Annotated in this window: 17 protein-coding genes, 2 tRNA genes and 1 pseudogene; 15 read left to right on the top strand and 5 right to left on the bottom strand. The window is 71.8% G+C overall.

The features are described 5' to 3' along the window. The first annotated feature begins 18 nt into the window (after positions 1 to 18). From CCZ36_RS09705 to CCZ36_RS09670, 7 genes are all read left to right on the top strand, one after another. Entirely contained in the window at positions 19 to 1,836 is a 1,818-nt protein-coding gene (locus CCZ36_RS09705; protein WP_128817466.1) for an LCP family protein, read from the top strand. 304 nt (positions 1,837 to 2,140) lie between these two features. After that, positions 2,141 to 2,572 (top strand): ribosome silencing factor, encoded by a 432-nt coding sequence (gene rsfS / locus CCZ36_RS09695; RefSeq protein WP_010062919.1) that lies wholly within the window; start codon positions 2,141 to 2,143, stop codon positions 2,570 to 2,572. Beyond that, the gene (locus tag CCZ36_RS09690; protein ID WP_069742310.1) at positions 2,569 to 3,222 is read left to right on the top strand and encodes a histidine phosphatase family protein; all 654 of its coding nucleotides are present in this window, start codon (positions 2,569 to 2,571) and stop codon (positions 3,220 to 3,222) included. The genes rsfS and CCZ36_RS09690 overlap by 4 nt, the downstream gene beginning before the upstream one ends. A gap of 140 nt (positions 3,223 to 3,362) precedes the next feature. Next, positions 3,363 to 3,435 (top strand) — tRNA-Ala (locus CCZ36_RS09685). 141 nt (positions 3,436 to 3,576) lie between these two features. Continuing rightward, on the top strand, positions 3,577 to 3,765 hold the full coding sequence (locus CCZ36_RS36915) for a hypothetical protein (RefSeq protein ID WP_443069798.1): 189 nt from the start codon (positions 3,577 to 3,579) through the stop codon (positions 3,763 to 3,765). 3 nt (positions 3,766 to 3,768) lie between these two features. Further along, entirely contained in the window at positions 3,769 to 4,002 is a 234-nt protein-coding gene (locus CCZ36_RS09675; RefSeq protein WP_030585393.1) for a hypothetical protein, read from the top strand. Positions 4,003 to 4,170: 168 nt separating this feature from the next. Continuing rightward, positions 4,171 to 4,243: transfer RNA gene (locus tag CCZ36_RS09670), tRNA-Ala, on the top strand. A gap of 73 nt (positions 4,244 to 4,316) precedes the next feature. Here CCZ36_RS09670 and CCZ36_RS09665 read toward each other — a convergent pair. Continuing rightward, the gene (locus CCZ36_RS09665) at positions 4,317 to 5,894 is read right to left on the bottom strand and encodes an NADH-quinone oxidoreductase subunit NuoF family protein (protein WP_069736532.1); all 1,578 of its coding nucleotides are present in this window, start codon (positions 5,892 to 5,894) and stop codon (positions 4,317 to 4,319) included. Further along, positions 5,894 to 7,467: pseudogene (locus CCZ36_RS09660) on the bottom strand (hypothetical protein). The gene CCZ36_RS09665 and the pseudogene CCZ36_RS09660 overlap by 1 nt, the downstream one beginning before the upstream one ends. 533 nt (positions 7,468 to 8,000) lie before the next feature. Between CCZ36_RS09660 and leuS the strand changes: the two are divergent. The 5 genes from leuS to CCZ36_RS09635 all read left to right on the top strand — a co-directional run bounded on the left by leuS (position 8,001) and on the right by CCZ36_RS09635 (position 16,504). Beyond that, on the top strand, positions 8,001 to 10,868 hold the full coding sequence (leuS, locus tag CCZ36_RS09655; protein ID WP_128817465.1) for a leucine--tRNA ligase: 2,868 nt from the start codon (positions 8,001 to 8,003) through the stop codon (positions 10,866 to 10,868). Between the two features lie 135 nt (positions 10,869 to 11,003). Continuing rightward, complete coding sequence (locus CCZ36_RS09650) at positions 11,004 to 11,789, top strand: hypothetical protein (RefSeq protein ID WP_128817464.1); 786 nt, start codon at positions 11,004 to 11,006, stop codon at positions 11,787 to 11,789. A 111-nt stretch (positions 11,790 to 11,900) separates the two neighbouring features. Next, positions 11,901 to 12,746 (top strand): DegV family protein, encoded by an 846-nt coding sequence (locus CCZ36_RS09645; protein ID WP_128817463.1) that lies wholly within the window; start codon positions 11,901 to 11,903, stop codon positions 12,744 to 12,746. 567 nt (positions 12,747 to 13,313) lie between these two features. Then, the gene (locus CCZ36_RS36910) at positions 13,314 to 13,976 is read left to right on the top strand and encodes a helix-hairpin-helix domain-containing protein (protein ID WP_128819429.1); all 663 of its coding nucleotides are present in this window, start codon (positions 13,314 to 13,316) and stop codon (positions 13,974 to 13,976) included. Then, a complete protein-coding gene (locus tag CCZ36_RS09635) occupies positions 13,973 to 16,504 on the top strand; it encodes a ComEC/Rec2 family competence protein (protein WP_237302617.1) in 2,532 nt (843 codons plus the stop codon). The genes CCZ36_RS36910 and CCZ36_RS09635 overlap by 4 nt, the downstream gene beginning before the upstream one ends. Before the next feature lie 68 nt (positions 16,505 to 16,572). On the opposite strand, the gene CCZ36_RS09630 is transcribed toward CCZ36_RS09635, so the two are convergent. After that, positions 16,573 to 17,034 (bottom strand): pyridoxamine 5'-phosphate oxidase family protein, encoded by a 462-nt coding sequence (locus tag CCZ36_RS09630; protein ID WP_128817462.1) that lies wholly within the window; start codon positions 17,032 to 17,034, stop codon positions 16,573 to 16,575. Positions 17,035 to 17,278: 244 nt separating this feature from the next. Here CCZ36_RS09630 and CCZ36_RS09625 point away from each other — a divergent pair, with 244 nt between their 5' ends. Then, positions 17,279 to 18,160, top strand: a complete 882-nt coding sequence (locus CCZ36_RS09625; protein WP_128817461.1) for a YceI family protein — start codon at positions 17,279 to 17,281, stop codon at positions 18,158 to 18,160. A gap of 29 nt (positions 18,161 to 18,189) precedes the next feature. Here the strand turns inward: CCZ36_RS09625 and CCZ36_RS09620 are convergent, their stop codons facing one another. Then, positions 18,190 to 18,435, bottom strand: a complete 246-nt coding sequence (locus tag CCZ36_RS09620) for a hypothetical protein (RefSeq protein ID WP_079134093.1) — start codon at positions 18,433 to 18,435, stop codon at positions 18,190 to 18,192. A 75-nt stretch (positions 18,436 to 18,510) separates the two neighbouring features. On the opposite strand from CCZ36_RS09620, the gene holA reads away from it, so the two are divergent. Next, on the top strand, positions 18,511 to 19,497 hold the full coding sequence (gene holA / locus CCZ36_RS09615) for a DNA polymerase III subunit delta (protein ID WP_128817460.1): 987 nt from the start codon (positions 18,511 to 18,513) through the stop codon (positions 19,495 to 19,497). A 395-nt stretch (positions 19,498 to 19,892) separates the two neighbouring features. Here the strand turns inward: holA and rpsT are convergent, their stop codons facing one another. After that, a complete protein-coding gene (gene rpsT / locus CCZ36_RS09610; protein ID WP_069736542.1) occupies positions 19,893 to 20,159 on the bottom strand; it encodes a 30S ribosomal protein S20 in 267 nt (88 codons plus the stop codon). Between the two features lie 228 nt (positions 20,160 to 20,387). On the opposite strand from rpsT, the gene lepA reads away from it, so the two are divergent. Continuing rightward, complete coding sequence (lepA, locus tag CCZ36_RS09605) at positions 20,388 to 22,262, top strand: translation elongation factor 4 (protein ID WP_079134094.1); 1,875 nt, start codon at positions 20,388 to 20,390, stop codon at positions 22,260 to 22,262. Positions 22,263 to 22,413: the final 151 nt, after the last annotated feature.

Raw genomic sequence — 22,413 nt, 5'->3', positions numbered from 1 at the left:
CCACGGAAAGGGGCACCGGTGAACGACCGACCAAACCCGTACGACCCGTACTACCAGGAGCCGCAGATCGTCGGCTACGACGCGTACGGGCAGCCGGTCTACCAGCAGCAGGGTCAGCAGCAGAGCCACCAGCCGTACGATCAGCAGGGCCAGGGCTACGACCCCTACGCCGCCCAGCAGGACCAGGGCCACCAGACCCAGGACACCACCGGTTACGGCTACGACGCGTACGGCAACCCCCAGCAGCAGCCGGCCTACGACCCCTACGCCACCGGTCAGCACGACCAGGCGGCGCAGGGCTACCAGCAGGGCCAGGGCGGCGACCAGGGGTACGGCTACGGCTCGTCCACCGACTACGGCTCGTCCACCGACTACGGCTACGGCTACGCCACCGGGCAGCAGCCCGCCGCGGTCGACACCGGTCAGCACTGGAGCATCCCGCAGCAGGGTGTCGCCCCCGCACCGGAACAGGCCCCGCTCCAGACCCCCGTACAGCAGTCGCCCGCCCAGTCCTCGCAGCGGGAAGCCGAGCCGGCGGCGGAGGCCGATGCCGCGCTTCCGGGGCAGCGCAAGCCCGCCCCCGACTACCGCACCGAGCAGTTCTCGTTCATCGAGGAGCCCGACGAGGACTCCGAAGACGTCATCGACTGGCTGAAGTTCACCGAGAGCCGCAGCGAGCGGCGCGAGGAGGCCCGGCGCAAGGGCCGCAACCGCATGGTCGCTCTGATAGTCGTCGCCGTTCTCGTCGTCGTCGGCGGGGTCGGCTATCTGTGGTCCGCCGACATGATCCCGGGCCTGTCCGGAACGGACGAGCAGAAGGCCGTCGCCGCCGGCGCCCAGCAGCGCGACATGATCGTGGTGCACCTGCACGACACCAAGAAGGGCGGCACCTCGACGGCGCTGCTCGTCGACAACACCACCACCAAGCAGGGCACCACCGTCCTGCTGCCCAACTCCCTCGCCGTCGCCGGCGACGACGGCACCACCACCACGCTCGGCAAGTCCGTCGAGGACGACGGCAGGACCGGCACCCGCGAGGCGATCGACACCCTCCTGGGCACCCGGATCACCGGCACGTGGCGGCTGGACACCCCGTACCTGGAGAACCTCGTCGAGCTGGTCGGCAACATCGAGGTCGACACCGACACCGAGGTGCCCGGAGCGAAGAAGGGCGAATCGCCCCTGGTGAACAAGGGCGAGGACCAGACACTCAGCGGCCCGATGGCCGTCGCGTACGCCACCTACCGCGCCGAGGGCGAGCCCGAGGCCAAGCAGCTGACCCGCTTCGGCGAGGTCATGCGGGCCACCCTGCGCAAGATCTCCGAGGACCCCGAGGCCGCCACCGTCACCATCGAGACGCTGCTCCAGGTGCTCGACCCGTCGCTCCCCGAGAAGGACCTCGGGGCCTCGCTCGCCAAGCTGGCCTCGCGGGCCAAGGTCGGCGACTACAAGACGGCCCTGCTGCCGGTCCAGGAGGACGGCACCCTCACCGAGGCGGACACCCGCGGCGTCGTCAAGGACATCCTCGGCGGCACGGTGAAGGCCCCCGAGGACGGCGCCCCGCTCCGGGTCGCCGTCCGCAACGCCACCGGCGACCAGAAGGCCGCCGAGGCCGCCCGGGTCCAGCTGGTCAACGGCGGCTACGCCTTCGTGGACAGCGGCAAGGCCGGGGCCGAGGCGTCGTCCGTCGTGCTCCACCGCTCCGCCGAGGACAAGGAGAAGGCCGTCGAGGTGGCCAAGACCCTGGGTCTCTCCGCCGACGACGTGAAGAAGGGCGAGCCGGCCGCCAACGCCGACGTGTCCGTGGTGCTCGGCCAGGACTACAAGGTCCAGTAGCCCACCCGGGTCCGCCGGCCGGCGCTTCGGCACCGGCCGGCGGCGGCCCGGAGCTCCGCCGGTGAAACGCAGTAAGGCTCTGTCGGCGGTCCGTGAGACCCTAGAGGGTGTCCTGCCGATCAGGGCCGGGGCCGCGACGCCTGGCACGGCACCTCGCGGCGTTGCCGAAACGCCCGAATCGCTCTGCGATGAGGACGTTCCAGCGCCTTGCGATGCGCCGCACCGGACGCCGCGGCCTACCCGTCCCTGATCGGCAGGACACCCCTAGAGGTGTTGCCATCCGACCGCCGACGAAAGCCTGCATGTGACCGCCACGGACCGCTCCATCGAGCTCATCAACGCCGCCGCCCAGGCGGCCGCCGACCGGCTCGCGCACGACATCATCGCCTACGACGTCAGCGATGTGCTGTCGATCACCGACGCCTTCCTGCTGGCCTCGGCCCCCAACGACCGTCAGGTCAAGTCGATCGTCGACGAGATCGAGGAGCGGCTCCAGAAGGAGCTCGGCGCCAAGCCGGTGCGCCGCGAGGGCGACCGCGACGCCCGCTGGATCCTCCTCGACTACGTCGACATCGTCATCCACGTCCAGCACAGCGAGGAGCGCGTCTTCTACGCGCTGGAGCGCCTGTGGAAGGACTGCCCGGAGATCGCCCTCCCCGAGGACGCGATCAAGACCCGCGGCAAGGCCGAGGAGCACGCACAGCTCAACGGCGGCACGGAAGGTGACCAGAGCTGAACGGCAGCAAGAGCGGCAAGGGCCGCAGGATCGTCCTCTGGCGACACGGTCAGACGTCATGGAACCTGGAGCGCCGCTTCCAGGGCTCCACGGACATCGAGCTGACCGAGGCCGGTATCGGGCAGGCCCGCCGCGCCGCCCGGCTGCTCGCCTCGTTGAAGCCGGACGCCATCGTGGCCTCCGACCTCCGGCGGGCGGCGGCCACGGCCGCCGAGCTCGCGACGGTCAGCGGCTTGACCGTCGCGCACGACGCCGCACTCCGTGAGACGTACGCGGGCGAATGGCAGGGGCTGACCCACCAGGAGATCGTCGAGCGCTACGGCGAGCAGTACGCCGCGTGGAAGCGCGGAGAGCCGGTGCGCCGGGGTGGTGGCGAGCTGGAGACCGAGGTCGCCGACCGTGCGGCTCCGGTCGTTCTGGAGCACGCCGAGAAGCTTCCGGAGGACGGCACGCTCGTCGTGGTCAGCCACGGCGGCACGATCAGGACGACGATCGGCCGGCTGCTGGGCCTGGAGGCGCACCACTGGGAAGGGCTCGGCGGGCTGTCCAACTGCTGCTGGTCCGTCCTCGGAGAGGGCGCGCGCGGCTGGCGTCTGCTGGAGCACAACGCCGGCACGCTCCCGGAGCCGGTGCTCGGCGACGACGACTAGACCGGCCCGTCCTGCGGTCGTCGGGGGCCGTTTCCGGGCCGTCCTCGGGCGGCCCGGGCCGGATTTCACTTTCCGGCCGGTCGCAGGCTAAAGTTCATCTTGTTCGCAGCGCGGAAACGCAGGGAAACACAGCGAACAGCGGGGCTATAGCTCAGTTGGTAGAGCGCCTGCATGGCATGCAGGAGGTCAGGAGTTCAATTCTCCTTAGCTCCACAATCAGGATCCCGTCCCCATCAGGGGGCGGGATCTTCTGCATGGAGGGGGCGGAGGGTGTCGAGCGGGCTGCCCCTCTTGCGGGGCCATGGCAGAATCGGAACGCCGGAGGGGGCGACGTACCGATCGGGAGGGAGCGCGATGCCTGCGAGTCGCGAACACGTCCCCGACCAGCGCCTTGTCGCCACCTCGCCCCCCGGCTCCGTAACGTCCGAAGCCCGACCCCGACTCGGCTGTCCGTCCTGCGGTTCGTCCCATGTGGCCCAGGTTCTGGGTGACAACGGAGGGGTCTCCTACGTGTGCACGGCCTGCGGCCACAGCTGGAGCTGACTGATGGGTGCACACAGGCGTAAATGCGACTGGTGCGGCAGCGGTACGCCCATCGTCAGGGACATGGACCCCGTCAACGCGGAGTATCAGTACTGGTGCGAGGAATGCGCACAGGCGCTGATCATAAAAGGCGACCCCATCGAGACCTACCGGGAGCTGGAGGGGGAGCCGATCTACGGGCGGCTCCTGGAGGAGCACTGCACGCTCAAGCGCTTCTACTCCTTCGCGACCGCCTGACGCGCGACCGTACGGCTCGCGGCCTGTGGCCTTCTGACCTGCGGCTGAGGGGCGAACGCCCTGGATGATTCGGGCATATCGGTGCGGATCGGAAACGATTTGGTGAAGCACCGGGGGGACCGTGTAATGTTCTCGATGTCGCCGGGGAAACCGGGCGGCAAGCAGCAAGGGGCTATAGCTCAGTTGGTAGAGCGCCTGCATGGCATGCAGGAGGTCAGGAGTTCAATTCTCCTTAGCTCCACAGGATCGACAGTGAGAAGCGGGCCACCCGGATCGGGTGGCCCGCTTCTTTATGTCGGGATCAGCGTGCCCGGTCAGCCGCGCCCACTGCCCAGGGCGCGCCGATGGGCGGTGGGCAGGGCGGGACGCTGTTCGGCCGGCGGCTGCTCGATACGGAGCGCCAGGGCGGGGCAGCGCCGTACGGCCCGCTGGGCGCGTCCGCGCAGGTGCATCGGAACGGCGGCGTCCGCCAGCGCCGGATAGCCGTCTCCGCCCAGCCGGATGAGCTCGGGGACGATGTCCGCGCACAGGCCGTGGCCCTGGCAGAGCGTCCAGTCGACCGCGAGCTTCTCGCCGCTCGGAATCGACTCCTCCAGATCCTGGTAACCGGGTGCGGGCAGTGGCAGCACCCCGACCGTCTCGCGGCCGCAGCCGCCGTCCAGGACGTGTGCGGCGAGGTCGTCCGTGAACGCCGACAGGGTCGAGAGCAGGAACCGGGCGGAACCGTCCGGGTGTTTGCACGCCCCGCGGCCCTTCACGGCCTGGGTGACCTCGCGCAGGGCTTCCAGGGCGGCGGGCCCGCCACCGTTCAGCACGTCGGAGAGCCCGCCCGCGGCGGCGGGGAGGCCCAGCTTGCACGGGCCGCACTGTCCCGCGGTCTCGGCCGCCAGCCAGTTGGCTATCCGGAGGGACTCGCCGAGCGGGCAGGTGTCCGGGCCGATCGGCAGGACGGCCCCCGCGCCGAGCGCGCCCCCCACGGTGGCCAGGGACTCGCGGGAGATCACGGCGTTGTGGGAGGAGACCGCGTCGATCCAGTTGCCGTGGTAGCCGCCGGTCAGCACGCCCTGGGGGAGTGGCGGGGCCCCGGCCAGCTCCAGGACGTACCGCAGAGGCACTCCGGTCGGCACTTCGACGACCATGGGCCTCGCCACGGCCCCCGAGACGGTCAGCAGGACGGTGCCCGGTTCGTTCGGCAGCCCGGTGTGTCCGTAGCGGCGGGGGCCGATCCGGGCGGCGACGGCGAGCTGGGCGTACGTCTCCGCGTTCGACAGCAGCGTCGGCGCGCCGCCCACTCCGGTCTCCGCCGCCCGCTCGCGCCGGCCAGGCGGCAGGGCGGGCCCGCCGTTCGCCGCCCGGATCACCGAGGACGCCTCGCCCGAGACCATGCGTTCCGGCGTGCGGACCACGCGGGCGCGCAACTGCTGCCCGCGCCGGTCGGAGAGGCCTCGTTCGGCGAGGGCGGCCCGTACGGAGATCTCCGTGGAGTTGCGGGTGACCGCGACGACCAGGGTGCGCGCGCCGAGCGCCTCCGCGGCCAGCAGCGCACCGTCCAGGATCAGGTGCGGGGCGCGGTTGAGCAGGACGGTGTCCTTGCGACAGGCGGGTTCGCCCTCACTGCCGTTGATCACCACGACGGGCCGCACCCCGCGCCGGATGGACGCCTTCGCCACCGCTCGCAGCTTCTTGCCGAACGGGAAACCGGCGCCTCCCCTTCCGCGCAGAGAGATCGTTTCGGCCAGTTCGGCCAGCCGCTCACCGGTCATCGGCTCCAGCGGCCCGTGCACCTTGAGGTGCATGGCGAGGTCGAGCCGCTCCACCAGGTCGAATCCGGTGGTCAGTTGCGGCAGTCCGACGACGCGGACCTCGGGCACATCGGGGAGGGGGACGTTCACTATCGGTCTCCTGCGGGTGCGTGCCAGGGTTCACCGGCCGGCGGCGCGGTGAACGGCCCGGCCCCCGGTTCGGCACGGGGCGCGGCGAAGGGGGAGGGAGCGGCGGAAGGGGGAGGGGAGGTGATGGGAGCGGATGCGGCGGTGTCGTACGGGGTGGAGTCGTACGGGGTCGGGGCGCCGGCGTACTCCGACGTCGTGTACGTCGGTGTTCCGGGCCCGCGCGTGCCGGTCCTGGACGTGCCTGTTCCGGGCGGGCCGGATTCCGGAGCGGCGGGTTCGGGCTTGGCGGGTTCTGTGGTCCCGTACCTCGGTGTGCCGTGCTCCGGGGCTTCGTAGGGGGAGGTCGCGTAGGCGTGCTCCTGCGCGGCGTACGCCGGTGGGTCCTGCGGGGGCGGAGCATGGTGCGCCTGTCCGGGCGGGGCGGGGGACGGTGAGGGCCAGAGGGGCTCCGGTGGGTCCGGCGGGCCGGACAGGCCGCCGCCGAGCGAGACGGCGCGGTACCCGGCCGTTATGCCCGGCCCGGGCCCTGGCCCCGCCTTCCTCCGCCTTGGGCCCGGCAGTTCCTCCGGCGGGCCGAAGGCGATGCGGTCGGCGCTGCGGGGCGGAGGTTCGTACAGCGAGGGCTCGTGCAGCGGGGTGCCGTTCAGCGGTGACAGGTCGCCGTACAGCGTTTCCGTCGGCGCGTCGTGCAGTACGCCGGGGATCGCCGTGGGCGGGGGCGCGATCGGGGGTATCGGCGCCGAGAGCGTGCGCGGGCGCACCGGCGTGCCCCGTACGTCCCGGTCCGGCTCACTCCAGGCCGCCGGGTCGGACCAGGGGTCCCCGGCCGCCGACGAGGACTCCCGCAGGACCGGGTCGGGGGCGGCCGGGGCCCCTGGCCCAGCAGTTCGGCGACCCGGTCGGCGAACCGCCGCTTCGTCGGGCGCGGCAGCAGCCGCAGACACAGCGCCCCGGCGACGCCGGCGAGGCAGAGCCCGTACATCACGACCACCCAGGTGGCGGGCGCGCGCCCCGCGTACAGGCCGTGGATCAGCGCGGCGCACCACGCCGGATACGCCAGCGCGTGCAGGGCGCGCCACCGGCCCGCGATCCCGCCGGTGTCCCGGGGCGACCCCAGCGACTGCCCGAGCCGGGCGGCCTTGGGGGACGGCTGGGCGAAGGCGCTGCGCAGGGCGCCGGTAGCGGCCGTCACGACCATCAGCAGCCCGGCCAGCGAACCGAAGCCGATCAGCCCCGCCGCGCCGGTCACGCCGAGGCTGAAGGGTATGAGGGCGCCGATCAACGCCACATGCCCGAGGGCGACCTTCACGGTTCCGTGCAGCAGCAGAAAGCCGAGCGAGGCTATGGCGGTGGCCCGGTGGATGCCTTGGCAGACGATGCGCTGGCGGGTGGAGAGGAACAGCCGGTCCGTGGCCAGCAGGCCCCAGGCGACGGCCGCGCTGAGCGACACCAGCGACAGGACGCCGGTGGTGAAATCGAGGGTGGCGCGCAGCTCGTCGCTCCCTGCGACGGCGAACAGAGGGACGAAGACCAACGCGGCGACAGTCAGGCCGCCCTGTACCGGCCGACTCATTGCGGGGCTCATGCTGGGGGATACGCGGATCTTGCGATGAGGGTTCATGGGGGCGACTCCGAATAGTTCGGCAAAGCGGTCCCGTTGCCGCATGCTAGGACGCCCCATACCAACCAGTACGAGGTTTGTTCGGTTGCCCCGATAGAGGTCGGTACGCGGAGTAACCCTGCTTCCCGGGCGTTCTCCCGGCTCCCGGAGGTCGTCCCGGTGCTTCGCGAAAACCTCATCCGAAGCACGCGGGGCGCACACGCGGCAGCCACCGGAACACCATGTTCCGACTACGCAGAGTGGTGAGCGGGGTGGTGGGGGTCCGGGCGCGGGCGGGTGATGTCCGCCCTCCGGTTACTCCCCGCTCCCTTCCGGGTCCGTGCGGTACCCTGACGCCATGCGTGCCGTACGCCTTCTGCTTAGCGAGCCGCGCTGAAGAGTCCCGACCGGTGAGAACGCCTGGTCGGAGTCAGCGCGGCGTCCCCTCCTGTGCGAGGGGATTTTTCGTTTCCCGGCAGATGACGATCGATGGAGCTTTGAGGATCATGAGCGAGACGAATTCCGCTGCCGAGACGGCCGCGCCGCACCGCTACACGGCGGCGATGGCCGCCGACATCGAGGCACGCTGGCAGGACTTCTGGGACGCCGAGGGGACGTACGAGGCGCCGAACCCCACCGGTGACCTGGCGGGCGACCCGGAGCTGGCCGCCAAGCCGAAGAAGTTCATCATGGACATGTTCCCGTACCCCTCGGGTTCGGGGCTGCACGTCGGGCACCCGCTGGGCTACATCGCCACCGATGTCTACGCCCGCCACCAGCGGATGACCGGCCACAACGTGCTGCACACCCTGGGCTTCGACGCGTTCGGCCTGCCGGCCGAGCAGTACGCGGTGCAGACGGGCACCCACCCCCGGGTCTCCACCGAGGCCAACATGGAGAACATGAAGGTCCAGCTGCGCCGGCTGGGACTGGGCCACGACAACCGCCGCTCCTTCGCGACGATCGACGCCGAGTACTACAAGTGGACGCAGTGGATCTTCCTGCAGATCTTCAACTCCTGGTACGACACCGAGGCCGACCGGGCCCGCCCCATCGCCGAGTTGGTCGAGCAGTTCGAGACCGGCACGCGCGCTACCCCCGACGGCCGTGAGTGGAGCGCGCTGAGCGCCACCGAGCGCGCCGACCTGCTGAGCCAGTACCGCCTGGCGTACGCCTCCGACGCCCCGGTGAACTGGTCGCCCGGCCTGGGCACCGTGCTGGCCAACGAGGAGGTCACCGCCGACGGCCGTTCCGAACGCGGCAACTTCCCCGTCTTCAAGGCCAAGCTGCGCCAGTGGAACATGCGCATCACCGCCTACGCCGACCGGCTGCTGAACGACCTGGACGCGCTGGACTGGCCGGAGGCCATCAAGCTGCAGCAGCGCAACTGGATCGGCCGCTCCGAGGGCGCCCGGGTCGAGTTCCCGGTGGACACCGCAGGCGGCATCACCGTCTTCACCACCCGCCAGGACACCCTGTTCGGCGCCACGTACATGGTGCTGGCGCCCGAGCACGACATGGTGGAGCGGATCATTCCGGCTGCCTGGCCCGAGGGCACCCACCCGGTGTGGACCGGCGGCCACGCGAGCCCGGCCGAGGCCGTCACCGCGTACCGCAAGCAGGCCGCCGCCAAGTCCGACGTCGAGCGGCAGGCCGAGGCCAAGGACAAGACCGGTGTCTTCACCGGTGCGTACGCCACCAACCCCGTCAGCGGCGAGAAGGTCCCCGTCTTCATCGCCGACTACGTCCTGATGGGCTACGGCACCGGCGCGATCATGGCCGTACCGGCGCACGACGCGCGCGACTTCGCCTTCGCGCGCGCCTTCGAGCTGCCGATGCGCTGCGTCGTCCAGCCCTCCGACGACCGCGGCACCGACCCCGCCACGTGGGACGACGCCTTCAGCTCGTACGACGCGAAGCTGGTCAACTCCGCCAACGACGAGATCTCGCTGGACGGCCTGGGCGTCGTCGAGGCCAAGGCGGAGATCACCGAGTGGCTGCGCGAGCACGGCGTCGGCGAGGGCACCGTCAACTTCCGGCTGCGCGACTGGCTGTTCAGCCGGCAGCGCTACTGGGGCGAGCCCTTCCCGATCGTGTACGACGAGGACGGCATCGCCCACCCGCTGCCCGAGTCGATGCTGCCGCTGGAGCTGCCCGAGGTCGAGGACTACTCCCCGCGCACCTTCGACCCGGAGGACGCGACCGCCCAGCCCGAGACCCCGCTGTCGCGCAACGCCGACTGGGTCAACGTCACGCTGGACCTGGGCGACGGCCCCAAAAAGTACCGCCGCGAGACCAACACCATGCCCAACTGGGCCGGTTCCTGCTGGTACGAGCTGCGCTACCTGGACCCGAACAACGACCGTCAGCTGGTCGACCCGTCGATCGAGCAGTACTGGATGGGCCCGCGCGAGGGGCAGCCCGCCGGCGGCGTCGACCTGTACGTCGGCGGCGCCGAGCACGCCGTGCTGCACCTGCTGTACGCGCGTTTCTGGTCCAAGGTGCTGCACGACCTGGGCCACATCTCCTCGGCCGAGCCGTTCCACAAGCTGTACAACCAGGGCATGATCCAGGCCTTCGTCTACCGCGACAGCCGGGGCATCGCCGTCCCCGCCGCCGAGGTGGAGGAGCGCGACGGCGCGTTCTACTACGCGGGCGAGAAGGTCAGCCGCGTCCTGGGCAAGATGGGCAAGTCCCTGAAGAACGCGGTCACTCCGGACGAGATCTGCGCGGAGTACGGCGCGGACACCCTGCGCCTGTACGAGATGGCCATGGGGCCCCTGGACGTGTCGCGTCCCTGGGACACCCGGGCCGTGGTCGGTCAGTACCGCCTGCTGCAGCGTCTGTGGCGCAACGTCGTCGACGAGGAGACCGGTGAGGTCACCGTCGTCGACACGGAGCCCGGCGAGGACACCCTGCGCGCCCTGCACAAGGCGATCGACGGGGTCGGCCAGGACATGGCGGGGATGCGGTTCAACACCGCCATCGCCAAGGTCACCGAGCTGAACAACCACCTGACCAAGGCCGGCGGCCCGCTGTCGCGCTCGGTCGCGGAGCGGCTGGTCCTGCTGATCGCCCCGCTGGCCCCGCACATCGCGGAGGAGCTGTGGCGCCGGCTGGGCCACACCGACTCCGTCGTCCACCAGGACTTCCCGGTGGCCGACCCTGCGTACGTGGTCGACGAGACCGTCACCTGCGTCGTCCAGATCAAGGGCAAGGTCCGCGCCCGCCTGGAGATCTCGCCCTCCATCACGGACGAGGAGCTGGAGGCGCTGGCCCTGGCCGACGAGGCCGTCGTCGCCGCGCTGGGCGGGGCGGGCATCCGCAAGGTGATCGTGCGGGCGCCGAAGCTGGTGAACATCGTCCCCGCGTGACGGCCCCGTGAGCGGTGGGGGCCATCCCCTACGGGCAGGTTGGGGGTTCCGAAGGAACCCTCGGCCTGCCCGTTCCGTTTACGGTGGAGGGGGCGACCGGTACCGGCGGCCGCATCGAGACACCGAGGGGCATTCATGGAAGCCGCGCTCACGATCCTGGCGTTGCTCCTGGTCGCGTTCGTCGCGCTGGGTGTCTACGCGACCGTGAAGGCCGTCGGCGCGGCCAAGCGGGGTGTGGACCGCACGATCACGCAGGCCCGTCGCACGGTGGAGGACACCACGCTCCGGGCCAAGAGCTTCGGGCAGGTGGGTGTCGCGGGCGAGCTCGCCCAGCTCCGGCTCTCCCTGCGCACCTCGATGCGGGCCACGCAGGACGCCCTGCACGCCGGTGTCGCCGAGGACGCCTCGCTGGCCGAGTCGGTGGACCTGTTCCGGCGGCTGAGCGCCCACGGTCTGGAGTTGGACGACGAGCTGAAGAGGCTGGAGCGCGAGCCGGACCGGGCGACGGTCGCCGGTCTGCTGCCCAAGCTGCGGGAACGCACGCAGCGGATCACGCACTCCGCGGAGTCGCTGCGCTGGGCGGCGCGGGACCGGGCGCGGCAGTTCGCCGACGACGACCTGGACGCGCTGAACGCGCAGATCGACATCGAGGCCGGTGCGCTGCGCCACTGGTCCGGGGACGAGCCGATGTCGGAGGCGTCCGGCGCGGGCGCCTCCACCACGACACCGGGCCGCGGCCCCGGCACGGACTGGCCGGAGCCGGCGGCCCCGGCGGACCCCTCGGCCGGCGGCAGCACGGCCGACGAGGCGTGGTCCGGGCCGGCTCGCGAGGAGAGCCCGCAGGCGATCACCGCACCGGACCCGCGGCTGCGCACGACCTACCCCTGGCAGAAGTCCACCCGGCCGGAAACGACGAACTGACGCACGCGGGCCGGTTCAGGCCCGAGCGGATGCGCTCCGAAGCGGCCAGGAACGATCAGAGGGCCGGGGCGGGGCTGCCGCACCCCCACCCCGCCAGGTAACCTCCGGCTCATGTCCCGCCATGTCGCTATCGTCACCGATTCCACGGCCTACCTGCCGCGCCCGACGATGGAACGGCACGGCATCACCGCGGTGCCGCTGACCGTCGTCCTGGGCGACCGGGCGCTGGAGGAGGGCACGGAGATCTCCGCCCGCTCGCTCGCCCTGGCCCTGCAGAAACGCCACTCCGTGACGACGTCCCGCCCCAGCCCCGAGGTCTTCGCCGCGGCCTACCGGGCGGCGGCCGACGCCGGGGCGGACGCGGTGGTGTCGCTGCATCTGTCGGCGGAGTTCTCGGGCACGTACGACGCCGCGCAGCTCGCGGCGAAGGACGCCCCTATTCCGGTACACGTCGTGGACACCGGCATGGTCGCCATGGCCCTGGGTTTCTGCGCCCTCGCGGCGGCGGAGGCCGCCGAGGCGGGCGGCGGCCCGGACGAAGCGGTGTCGGCGGCGGAGAAGCGGGCCGCGGGCACCTCGGCGTATTTCTATGTCGACACGCTCGACTATCTGCGCCGGGGCGGTCGCATCGGCACGGCACAGGCCCTGCTGGGATCCGCGCTGGCGGTGAAGCCGATCCTGGAGCTCGACGGGGGCCGGATCGAGATGCTGGAGAAGGTGCGGACGGCGTCCAAGGCGATCGCACGCCTGGAGGAGATCGTCGTCGACCGCGCGGGTGCGGCTCCGGTGGACATCGCCGTCCACCACCTCGCCGCCCCAGAGCGCGCGGACCGCCTGGCGGAGCGGCTGCGTGAACGCGTTCCCGGGCTCGTCGATCTCCACGTCAGCGAGGTCGGCGCGGTGATCGGGGCGCACACGGGGCCGGGGCTGCTCGGCGCGGTGATCTCCCTGCGGTGATCAGCGTGCGCTGATCCTACGGGGAAGATTCACTCCGTGGAGTGGCCGAGTTGTCCACAACTGCTGGACTGTCCACAGGAATCGGCGCTGCTCAGCGAGTTCCGGCGGATGTGCCTAACGTCGTGAGGCATGGCCCTTCGATCTTCTCGGGCGTCGGCTCCCGACGCCCCGTTCACCTCTGCGTCCTCGTCCGACTCTTCTGATCCGTCGTCCACGTCCGCCCGGGCGCGGTACGGATCCGGTACTCGCCCGAGCGGGCGAGCAGGTGTGCGCCCCGGCGGGCGGCGGTCCGTGCGGGGGCGGTCGGTGCGGGGGCGGTCCGCCCTCGCCTCGGCGGCCGCGCGTCGCCGGGCGGACGCGCTGATGGCGGGTGCCGCCGGGCTCGGGAACGATGTCGCGCCCGGGGTTCATGAGCCGGCCGAGCCGCCCGCGTCCGCGTCGACACCATCCGTGCCCGTGCCCCGGCCCGGAACGGCGGGAGAGGCGCCCGGCGGCACGTCGAGGGTGCGTCGTCTCGTGTCGGCCGCCCGGGAGCGGCTGCCGTTGTGGGTGCGGCTCCGGTGCGGGATGGCTCCGCGTACGCCGGTGGTGCTCGGTCTGGTGCTGCTCGCCGCCGTGGCCGTCGCCACCGTGCACTTCTGGTCCGTACGACCCCAGCCCGTGCGTGCGCCGGAACCCGTCGCGGACGAATCGGCGGCGCTCGCGCTGCCACCGGATCCGTTACGGTCCGGCACCCCCGACCCGGTTCCCCGCCCGGCCGCCGGGGAGCCGCCCGGCACGGGCGGCGGGAACGGGAGCGGTGAGATCGTCGTCGATGTGAGCGGCAAGGTGCACCGGCCGGGCGTCCGTCGGCTTCCGGCGGGTTCGCGGGTGGAGGACGCACTCGAAGCGGCGGGCGGTGTGCGCGCCGGCACGGATGTCACCGGACTCAATCGTGCGCGGGTCCTGGTGGACGGTGAGCAGGTCGCCGTGGGCCTTCCGCCCGGCCCGCCGGTCGCCGGGGCGACCGCGGGCGGCGGGGCCGGGGCCGGGCCCTCAGCGCCGCTGAGCCTGAACTCGGCGACGGCCGAGCAGTTCGAAACCCTGCCGGGGGTCGGGCCCGTGCTGGCCCAGCACATGATCGACTACCGCACGGAGAACAACGGTTTCCGATCCGTCGACGAACTCCGGCAGGTCAACGGGATCGGCGACCGCCGCTTCGCCGTCCTCCGGCCGCTCGTACGGCCATGAGCAGCCGTGAGGCCGGGCTCGGCTCCCGGGATGTGGACAGGGACAGGGACGGCACCGGAAACGCGGGCGTGGCGGGGGAGGGCCTACGGCGGGAGGGGCCCACGGATCTACGGCTCGTTCCGCCCGCCCTGGCGGTCTGGGCGGCAGCCGCGGTGACGCTGGGCCTTTCGGGGCGGTGGGCGGTCGTCGTGGCCGTCACCTGCTCGGCTCTGGCGCTTGTCCTGCTGGTGGCGTCCGCGCGCGCCGGACGGTCGCACGTCGGGCGGGCCGCCGGGCGGTCGCGGGTGCTCGTCGCCGGGGGAGCCGTGCTGCTCTGCGCGGCGGCGAGCGCGGCAGTGGCCGGGCTGCACGGGGCCGATGTGCGGCGCGGGCCCGTACCGGGGCTGGCCCGGGAGCACGCACGGATCGACGCCGAGGTACGGGTGACCTCGGATCCCCGGCCGACCCGCCCGGCGGTACGCGGCAACCACAGCGCCCCGGCCCTTCTCCTGATCAACGCCGAGGTCCTGGAGGTGCGGACGCCGGACGGGCCGAGCACCCGGGTCCGTACACCGGTGCTCCTCATGGTCGCGGCGGGCGACCGACGGGCGGAGTGGCAGAAGCTGCTCCCGTCCACCCGGCTGCGGCTCGACGGCCGGCTCTCGCCTCCGGCACACGACGGCGAGCGGCTCGCCGCGGTCCTGCGGGTGGACGATGCGGGGGAGCCACGGATCACCGGGCCCCCGACATGGATCCAGCGCGCGGCGGGCGGCCTGCGTGCGGGGCTGCGGGAGGCGACGGACGGTCTGGACGCGGATGCGCGTGCGCTGCTGCCGGGGCTGGTGGTCGGCGACACCTCCCGGGTCCCGCCCGAACTCCACGACGCCTTCAAAGCGACCGATCTGACGCACTTGCTCAGCGTTTCCGGAGCGAATCTCTCCATTCTGCTCTTTCTTCTCGTCGGGCCACCGGGATCGGCGTCGAGCGCGGAACGGCGTGGCCTGGCACCTCTGTTGGGGCTCTCCCTGCGGGGGACCGCGGTGATCGGCGGTGTGCTGACCCTCGGGTTCATCGTGGTGTGCCGCCCGGAACCGAGCGTGCTCCGTGCGGCTGCCTGCGGGCTGATCACCCTCCTCGCGATCGGGACGGGCCGCCGGAGATCGCTGATCCCCGCCTTGGCGGCCGCTGTCGTCCTCCTGGTGCTCCACGACCCCTGGCTTGCCCGGAGTTACGGATTCCTGCTGTCGGTCCTGGCCACCGGTGCGCTGCTGACGCTCGCGCCGCGGTGGAGTGCCGCGCTGCGGGCCCGGAGGGTGCCGGGCAGGCTCGCCGAGGTTCTGGCCGCGGCGGCGGCCGCGCAGTCCGTGTGCGCGCCCGTGGTGGTGGTCCTGGCCTCGCGGGTCAGCCTGGTGGCCGTCCCGTGCAATCTGCTGGCGGAGTTCGCGGTGGCGCCGGCGACGGTGCTCGGGTTCGCGGCCCTCGCCGTGGCCCCGGTCGCCCCGCCGGTGGCCGGGCTGCTGGCCGGGGTCGCGAGTTGGCCGGTCGGGTGGATCGCCACGGTCGCCCGGACGGGGGCGGGCCTCCCCGGGGCCGAGGCGCAGTGGCCCGGAGGGTGGTCCGGCGCCGCGCTGCTGGCCGGTCTCACGGCCCTCGTCGTGCTCCTGGCCCCGAGGCTGGCCCGCCACCCCTGGATCTGCGCGGCAGCCGGGCTGCTTCTGGTGCTGGCGGTGCTCAGGCCGGTTCCGCTGACCCGGATCATGACCGGGTGGCCGCCGCCCGACTGGTCGTTCGCGCTCTGCGACGTGGGGCAGGGCGATGCCATGGTCCTCGCGGCGGGAGAGGGCACGGGGGTGGTGATCGACGCCGGACCCGACCCCCGTGCGGTCGACCGGTGCCTGCGCGACCTCGCGGTGACCCGGGTCCCGCTCGTGGTGCTCACCCACTTTCACGCGGACCATGTGCGCGGGCTGCCGGGAGTGCTCCGGGGCAGGTCGGTGGGCGCGATCCAGACGACGAGCCTCGAAGACCCGCCCGGACAGGCCGCGTTCGTACGGAGGACGGCAGCCGCGGCACGGGTCCCGACGGTGCGGGCCGTGGCCGGTGAGCGCCGCCGGTCGGGCCCGGTCGAGTGGCGGGTCCTCTGGCCCCGCCCCGGGCCCGGCGGAGCGGAGGCGGCGGTGCGGGAGCCGAACGACTCCAGTGTCACCCTGCGGGTACGGGCGGCCGGAGGGCTGACGCTGCTGCTCCTCGGGGACCTCGAACCCCCGGCCCAGCGGGAGTTGCTGCGCGAACGGGAGGCGCCGGGCCCGGTGGACGTCCTCAAGGTGGCCCACCACGGCTCGGCCTTCCAGGACGCCGGGCTGCTCCACAGCGTACGGCCGAGGCTGGCGCTGATCTCCTGCGGCGCGGACAACCCGTACGGTCATCCCTCGCCCCGCACGGTGGCCGCTCTCGGGGCGGCCGGGGCCCGGGTCCTGCGCACCGACACCGACGGCCCGATCGCGGTGACGGGCGCGGGAAAGGGACTGCGGGCGGTGGGCCGGTCGTGACATCACGGGAGCCGGTCCCGCGCGCCCCGCCGTTTCGCTGTTCTCCTCGCGGTGGCGGGGCCCGTGGGTCAGACCAGCCAGGTGCCACTGTGCATCAGGTCGCGGTCGGCGAGTTCGTTCTCCTCGCGCCAGGCGCGCACGGTGTGGGGGGTGATGCGCAGAAACACCCAGCGGGGGCCGCGCGGGCTCCACCCCCGGAGTTTGGTGGCGAAGGCGTCCCTCGTCGCGGTGGGGAGGTCCGCAGCCTCCACGATCCTTGCCCCGCCCTCGATCAGCACCACGTCGCGGGTGTGGCCGACGGTGACCCGGATCAGCCCGTGGGGAGTGACGTTGACGGCTGTCGGGTTGGTCCGCCGGGTGGCCATCACCAGCGTGCCGGTCCCGTCCTCCCAAAGAAACGACAGCGGCACCAGGGTGGGAACACCGTCCGGGGACGCCGTCGCCACCCACGCGTCCTCGTCCTGCCGCAGGCGGACCAGGACGTCCTGCTTGCGCTGTTCCCGGCTGCGCGGGGGGTCGTGGTCGGTCATGGTCGACACGCTAGGGGTGGTCACGCCTTCGCGCCTCGGGCCCGGGGCCTCGGGCAGGAGTCCTAGGACTCCACAAAATCGGACCTTCGGTAACACCTTCGTACAACTCCATCCGAGGCTCTCTGTTTGCCTCGAACGTCACATCAGTGATCGAATGCATGCTCGTCGGCGGGCCGCTGATCCGACAACGACGTCCAGCTGTCAGGGCCCCGAAGTGCGAAGCGCCCCTGGGGGTACGTAGAAGATGTTCGGCCGTTGGCCGGGAAACAGAGGCCAGGCGGGTGGGCGCGGTGGGGCCCTCGCCGGAATCCAGGTACCGCGTACCGCGGGCGTCCTCAGCTGCCGGGTGCTGGACCCGGTCAACGAACCGGTGCAGCGGGCCGAGTTCGTCGTGACCGACGGCGTCGGCCGCAAGGTGACCGCCGGGGAGACGGACCCCTTCGGGAGTCTCCTCGCCACGGTCCCGGCCGGGGACTACCGGCTTGCGGTCAAGGCCGAGGGGTTCACCCCGTTCCACGGGGCGGCGACGGTGACCGAGGGGGCGCACGCCACCCTGGGCGATGTGACGCTCCAGGTGGCGCAGCCCCCGCAGCTGCCCGACCCCGGCGACTGGGACATCGAGCCGAACCACTCGCAGATCGGCTTCACCGCCCGGCACATCGGGCTGGCCCGCATCCACGGCCGGTTCAACACCTTCGCCGGGGCGGTCCGGATCGCCGACCGCATGGAGGACTCGGCCATGCACGTGATCATCGACGCGGCGTCGATCGACACCAATGTGCAGATGCGCGACGACCACCTGCGCTCCGGCGACTTCCTCGACGTCGGCCGCTACCCGACGCTGGAGTTCTACAGCGAGCGCTTCGTCCACCGGGGCGGTAACCGCTGGGGCGTCACCGGCGCGCTGACCCTCCACGGCGTCAGCCGTACCGTGACGCTGGACACTCAGTACCTCGGTCTCGGCAACGGCCTGGAGGGCGAGACGCGCGCCGCCTGCCGGGCCACCACCGAACTGCACCGCGAGGACTTCACCCTCACCTGGCAGACCATGCTGGCGCGCGGGATCGCGGTGGTGGGGCCCAGCATCAGCATCGACCTGGACATCCAGATCGTTCCCCGGGGCTGAGCAGGTCCCGGCGGGGCCACCGGACGCGCCTAGGGCTTCTCCAGCCAGCCGTCGTACTCGGCGGCGAACTCGTCGAGCGCGGCCGGGTCCAGCCGTCCGGCCGCGTCCTCCACGACCACCAGCCACTGGGCGTCCTCGGCGTCGTCCTCGCCGGCCAGCGCGTCCCGTACGAGCTGGGGCTCCTCGGCGACCCCGAAGCGGTCCGCCAGCTCCTCGGCCACCTCCTCGGCGGCGTCGCGGTCGGGCAGCACCAACACATGTCTCACATCGCTCACCCGGACATTGTCCGGTACGGGGGCCGGGCCCCGGGCGGCCCGGGCTGTCAGTGGGGCGTGGGATGCTGGATCGCGATGGCCACCAGGAAGAACTCCACCGACGATCCGCTCGCCCCCGTCACCCTCGCCGTGGGCCAGGAGGACCTCCTCCTGGACCGTGCGGTGCAGCAGGTGGTGGCGGCCGCGCGTGCTGCCGACGCCGACACCGACGTACGCGATCTGGCGCCCGATCAGTTGCAGCCCGGCACACTCGCCGAGCTCACCAGCCCTTCGCTCTTCGCCGAGCGCAAGGTCGTGATCGTCCGCAACGCGCAGGACCTCTCGGCCGACACGGTCAAGGATGTCAAGGCGTATCTCGGCGCACCGGTCGAGGAGATCACGCTCGTCCTGGTGCACGCGGGCGGGGCCAAGGGCAAGGGGCTGCTGGACGCGGCGCGCAAGGCCGGGGCGCGGGAGGTGCCCTGCCCGAAGACGACCAAGCCCGCGGAGCGGCTCTCGTTCGTACGGGCGGAGTTCCGGGCCCACGGGCGGTCCGCGACGCCGGAGGCGTGCCAGGCGCTGGTCGACTCCATCGGCAGCGATCTGCGGGAGCTGGCCAGTGCGGTGTCCCAGCTGATCGCGGATGTCGAAGGCACGATCGACGAGGCGGTCGTCGGGCGCTATTACACCGGGCGGGCCGAAGCGTCCTCGTTCACCGTCGCCGACCGGGCGGTCGAGGGGCGGGCGGCGGAGGCGCTGGAGGCGCTGCGATGGTCGTTGTCGACCGGGGTCCCGCCCGTCCTGATCACCAGTGCGCTGGCGCAGGGGGTGCGGGCGATCGGGAAGCTGTCCTCGGCGAGGGGCGGGCGGCCTGCTGACCTCGCCCGGGAGCTGGGGATGCCGCCGTGGAAGATCGACCGGGTGCGGCAGCAGATGCGGGGATGGACGCCGGACGGGGTCGCGGTGGCCCTGCGGGCCGTGGCGGCGGCGGACGCGGGGGTGAAGGGCGGGGGGGACGACCCGGAGTACGCCCTGGAGAAGGCCGTCGTGGTGGTCGCCCGGGCCGCGCGGGCGGGGCGTTAGTTCCTCTCGGGGCGGGTGGGCGGTTCGCCCCGGGCTCGCCGCGGGTTCGCCGTGGTGTGCGGGGCCCTGGGACGACCAACGCCGTCCTCAAACGCCGGACGGGCTGGACCCCGCCCCCCTCGGACGGACCGGGCGGGGTGGATGGCGGCACCCTCGGACGGACCGGGCTGGCCGGCGCCCCTCGGGCGGGCCTGCATGGTGAAGGCCCTCGTACGCGCGGAAGCCCGGTCGCTGACCTGGGGAGATCAGCGGCCGGGCTTCCGGTCACGCTTTGGTGCGCCGCACCCGCGTGGCGAACGCAGGTTCGGTGTGCGGCGCGGGGTGCCGGTCAGGGGCGGGAGAGAGGGCCCGCTGGTCCGTCCCGGCGATCACATCAGTGAGCTTCGGGAAGAAGCTCAGGCCGACAGGGCGGCAACCTTGGACGCCAGCGCCGACTTCTTGTTGGCGGCGGCGTTCTTGTGGATGACACCCTTCGAGACAGCCTTGTCGAGCTGACGGGCGGCGTCGCGGGCGGCCGTGGTGGCCTTCTCGACGTCACCGGCAGCGGCGGCCTCGCGGGCCTTGCGGATCGCGGTCTTGAGCGACGACTTGACGGCCTTGTTGCGCAGGCGCGCCTTCTCGTTGGTCTTGTTCCGCTTGATCTGGGACTTGATGTTCGCCACGAAAGAGCCTTTTCAGGTTCGTTGGATCTTCTTTGTGAGCCCCGCCGCTCGTGAGAGCACACGAGGCACAGCTGTCCACGGTAGCAGTCACCCTCCGACCGGCCCAAACCGGTCGCTGCCCCGCAGGCGTGGGACGATGGAGCCTACGTATCGATCCGACCGACGATCCGACCGACCCGACATCGACCCGAGACACGGCGTTCGGCGTCTCAAGAATCAGGACCCTGCGTGCCCGCGACTCCTTCCAACGTGCCCGAGCCGAGCCGTACCGACCCGGCGCTGATCCGCAATTTCTGCATCATCGCGCACATCGACCACGGCAAGTCGACCCTCGCCGACCGGATGCTCCAGCTGACCGGTGTGGTCGACCAGCGGCAGATGCGTGCTCAGTACCTCGACCGGATGGACATCGAGCGCGAGCGCGGCATCACCATCAAGTCCCAGGCGGTCCGGCTGCCCTGGGCGCCCACCGAGGGTGAGGACAAGGGGCTGACCCATGTCCTCAACATGATCGACACGCCGGGCCACGTGGACTTCACCTACGAGGTCTCCCGTTCGCTCGCCGCCTGCGAGGGCACGATCCTGCTGGTCGACGCCGCGCAGGGCATCGAGGCCCAGACGCTGGCCAACCTCTACCTCGCGATGGAGAACGACCTCACCATCGTCCCGGTGCTGAACAAGATCGACCTCCCGGCCGCCCAGCCGGAGAAGTTCTCCGAGGAGCTGGCCAACCTCATCGGCTGCCAGCCCGAGGACGTGCTCAAGGTCTCCGCCAAGACCGGCGTCGGCGTGGACGCTCTGCTCGACCGGGTCGTGCGCGACGTACCGGCCCCGGTCGGCGTCGCGGACGCCCCCGCCCGCGCGATGATCTTCGACTCGGTCTACGACTCGTACCGCGGTGTCGTCACCTACGTCCGTGTCGTCGACGGTCAGCTCAACAAGCGCGAGCGCATCCGGATGATGTCGACCGGCGCCACCCACGAGCTGCTGGAGATCGGGGTGTCCTCCCCGGAGATGACCCCGGCCGACGGCATCGGCGTGGGCGAGGTCGGCTACATCATCACGGGTGTGAAGGACGTCCGGCAGTCCAAGGTCGGTGACACGATCACCTCCCTGAGCAACGGGGCGACCGAGCCGCTGGGCGGCTACAAGGACCCCAAGCCGATGGTGTTCTCCGGGCTCTACCCGCTGGACGGCTCCGACTACCCGGACCTGCGCGAGGCGCTGGACAAGCTCCAGCTCAACGACGCCGCCCTGGTCTACGAGCCGGAGACCTCCGCCGCGCTCGGCTTCGGTTTCCGTGTCGGCTTCCTCGGCCTGCTCCACCTGGACGTGGTCCGCGAGCGGCTGGAGCGCGAGTTCGGGCTCGACCTGATCGCCACCGCCCCCAACGTGGTCTACCGCGTCGAGATGGAGGACGGCACCGAGCACGTCGTCACCAACCCGAGCGAGTTCCCCGAGGGCAAGATCGACAAGGTGCACGAGCCGGTCGTCCGCGCCACGGTGCTGGCCCCGAGCGAGTTCATCGGCGCGATCATGGAGCTGTGCCAGGGCCGGCGCGGCACCCTGCTCGGCATGGACTACCTCTCCGAGGACCGGGTCGAGATCCGCTACACCCTGCCGCTCGCGGAGATCGTCTTCGACTTCTTCGACCAGCTGAAGTCCAAGACCCGGGGTTACGCCTCCCTCGACTACGAGCCCACCGGCGAGCAGACGGCCAACCTCGTCAAGGTCGACATCCTGCTGCACGGCGACAAGGTGGACGCGTTCTCCGCGGTCACGCACAAGGACAAGGCGTACGCGTACGGCGTGCGGCTCGTCGCCAAGCTGCAGAAGCTCATCCCCCGGCAGAACTTCGAGGTGCCGATCCAGGCGGCCATCGGCGCCCGGGTCATCGCCCGTGAGACCGTCCGCGCCATCCGCAAGGACGTCCTCGCCAAGTGCTACGGCGGTGACATCTCCCGTAAGCGGAAGCTGCTGGAGAAGCAGAAGGAAGGCAAGAAGCGGATGAAGATGGTCGGCAACGTGGAGGTGCCGCAGGACGCCTTCATCTCCGTCCTGTCGACCGACGAGTCCGCGGGGGAGAGCAAGGGCAAGAAGTAGCCCCCTTGCCTCCGCCGGTGAACGGCAGCGTCCGCCGGTGACGGACAGCGTCCGCCGGTGACGGACAGCGTCCGCCGGTCAACGGCACGAAGGGCCCTCACGCCGCAGTACCGTGCGGCGTGAGGGCCCTTTCGTTATGAAAGCGGCGGCC

The organism is Streptomyces sp. S063 (assembly GCF_002832675.1).
In the GTDB taxonomy this organism is placed as follows: Bacteria; Actinomycetota; Actinomycetes; order Streptomycetales; family Streptomycetaceae; genus Streptomyces; species Streptomyces sindenensis.
Note: the sequence above shows the minus strand (reverse complement) of the source record. Positions and strands in the feature narration are given on the sequence as shown.

What these genes read in the sequence shown, in the direction of transcription:
- CCZ36_RS36915 (WP_443069798.1), top strand. Translation starts at nt 3,577, where the DNA reads ATGCCTGCGAGTCGCGAACACGTCCCCGACCAGCGCCTTGTCGCCACC.
- CCZ36_RS09675 (WP_030585393.1), top strand. Translation starts at nt 3,769, where the DNA reads ATGGGTGCACACAGGCGTAAATGCGACTGGTGCGGCAGCGGTACGCCC.
- leuS (WP_128817465.1), top strand. Translation starts at nt 8,001, where the DNA reads ATGAGCGAGACGAATTCCGCTGCCGAGACGGCCGCGCCGCACCGCTAC.
- CCZ36_RS09650 (WP_128817464.1), top strand. Translation starts at nt 11,004, where the DNA reads ATGGAAGCCGCGCTCACGATCCTGGCGTTGCTCCTGGTCGCGTTCGTC.
- CCZ36_RS09645 (WP_128817463.1), top strand. Translation starts at nt 11,901, where the DNA reads ATGTCCCGCCATGTCGCTATCGTCACCGATTCCACGGCCTACCTGCCG.
- CCZ36_RS36910 (WP_128819429.1), top strand. Translation starts at nt 13,314, where the DNA reads ATGGCTCCGCGTACGCCGGTGGTGCTCGGTCTGGTGCTGCTCGCCGCC.
- CCZ36_RS09635 (WP_237302617.1), top strand. Translation starts at nt 13,973, where the DNA reads ATGAGCAGCCGTGAGGCCGGGCTCGGCTCCCGGGATGTGGACAGGGAC.
- CCZ36_RS09630 (WP_128817462.1), bottom strand. Translation starts at nt 17,034, where the DNA reads ATGACCGACCACGACCCCCCGCGCAGCCGGGAACAGCGCAAGCAGGAC.
- CCZ36_RS09625 (WP_128817461.1), top strand. Translation starts at nt 17,279, where the DNA reads ATGTTCGGCCGTTGGCCGGGAAACAGAGGCCAGGCGGGTGGGCGCGGT.
- holA (WP_128817460.1), top strand. Translation starts at nt 18,511, where the DNA reads ATGGCCACCAGGAAGAACTCCACCGACGATCCGCTCGCCCCCGTCACC.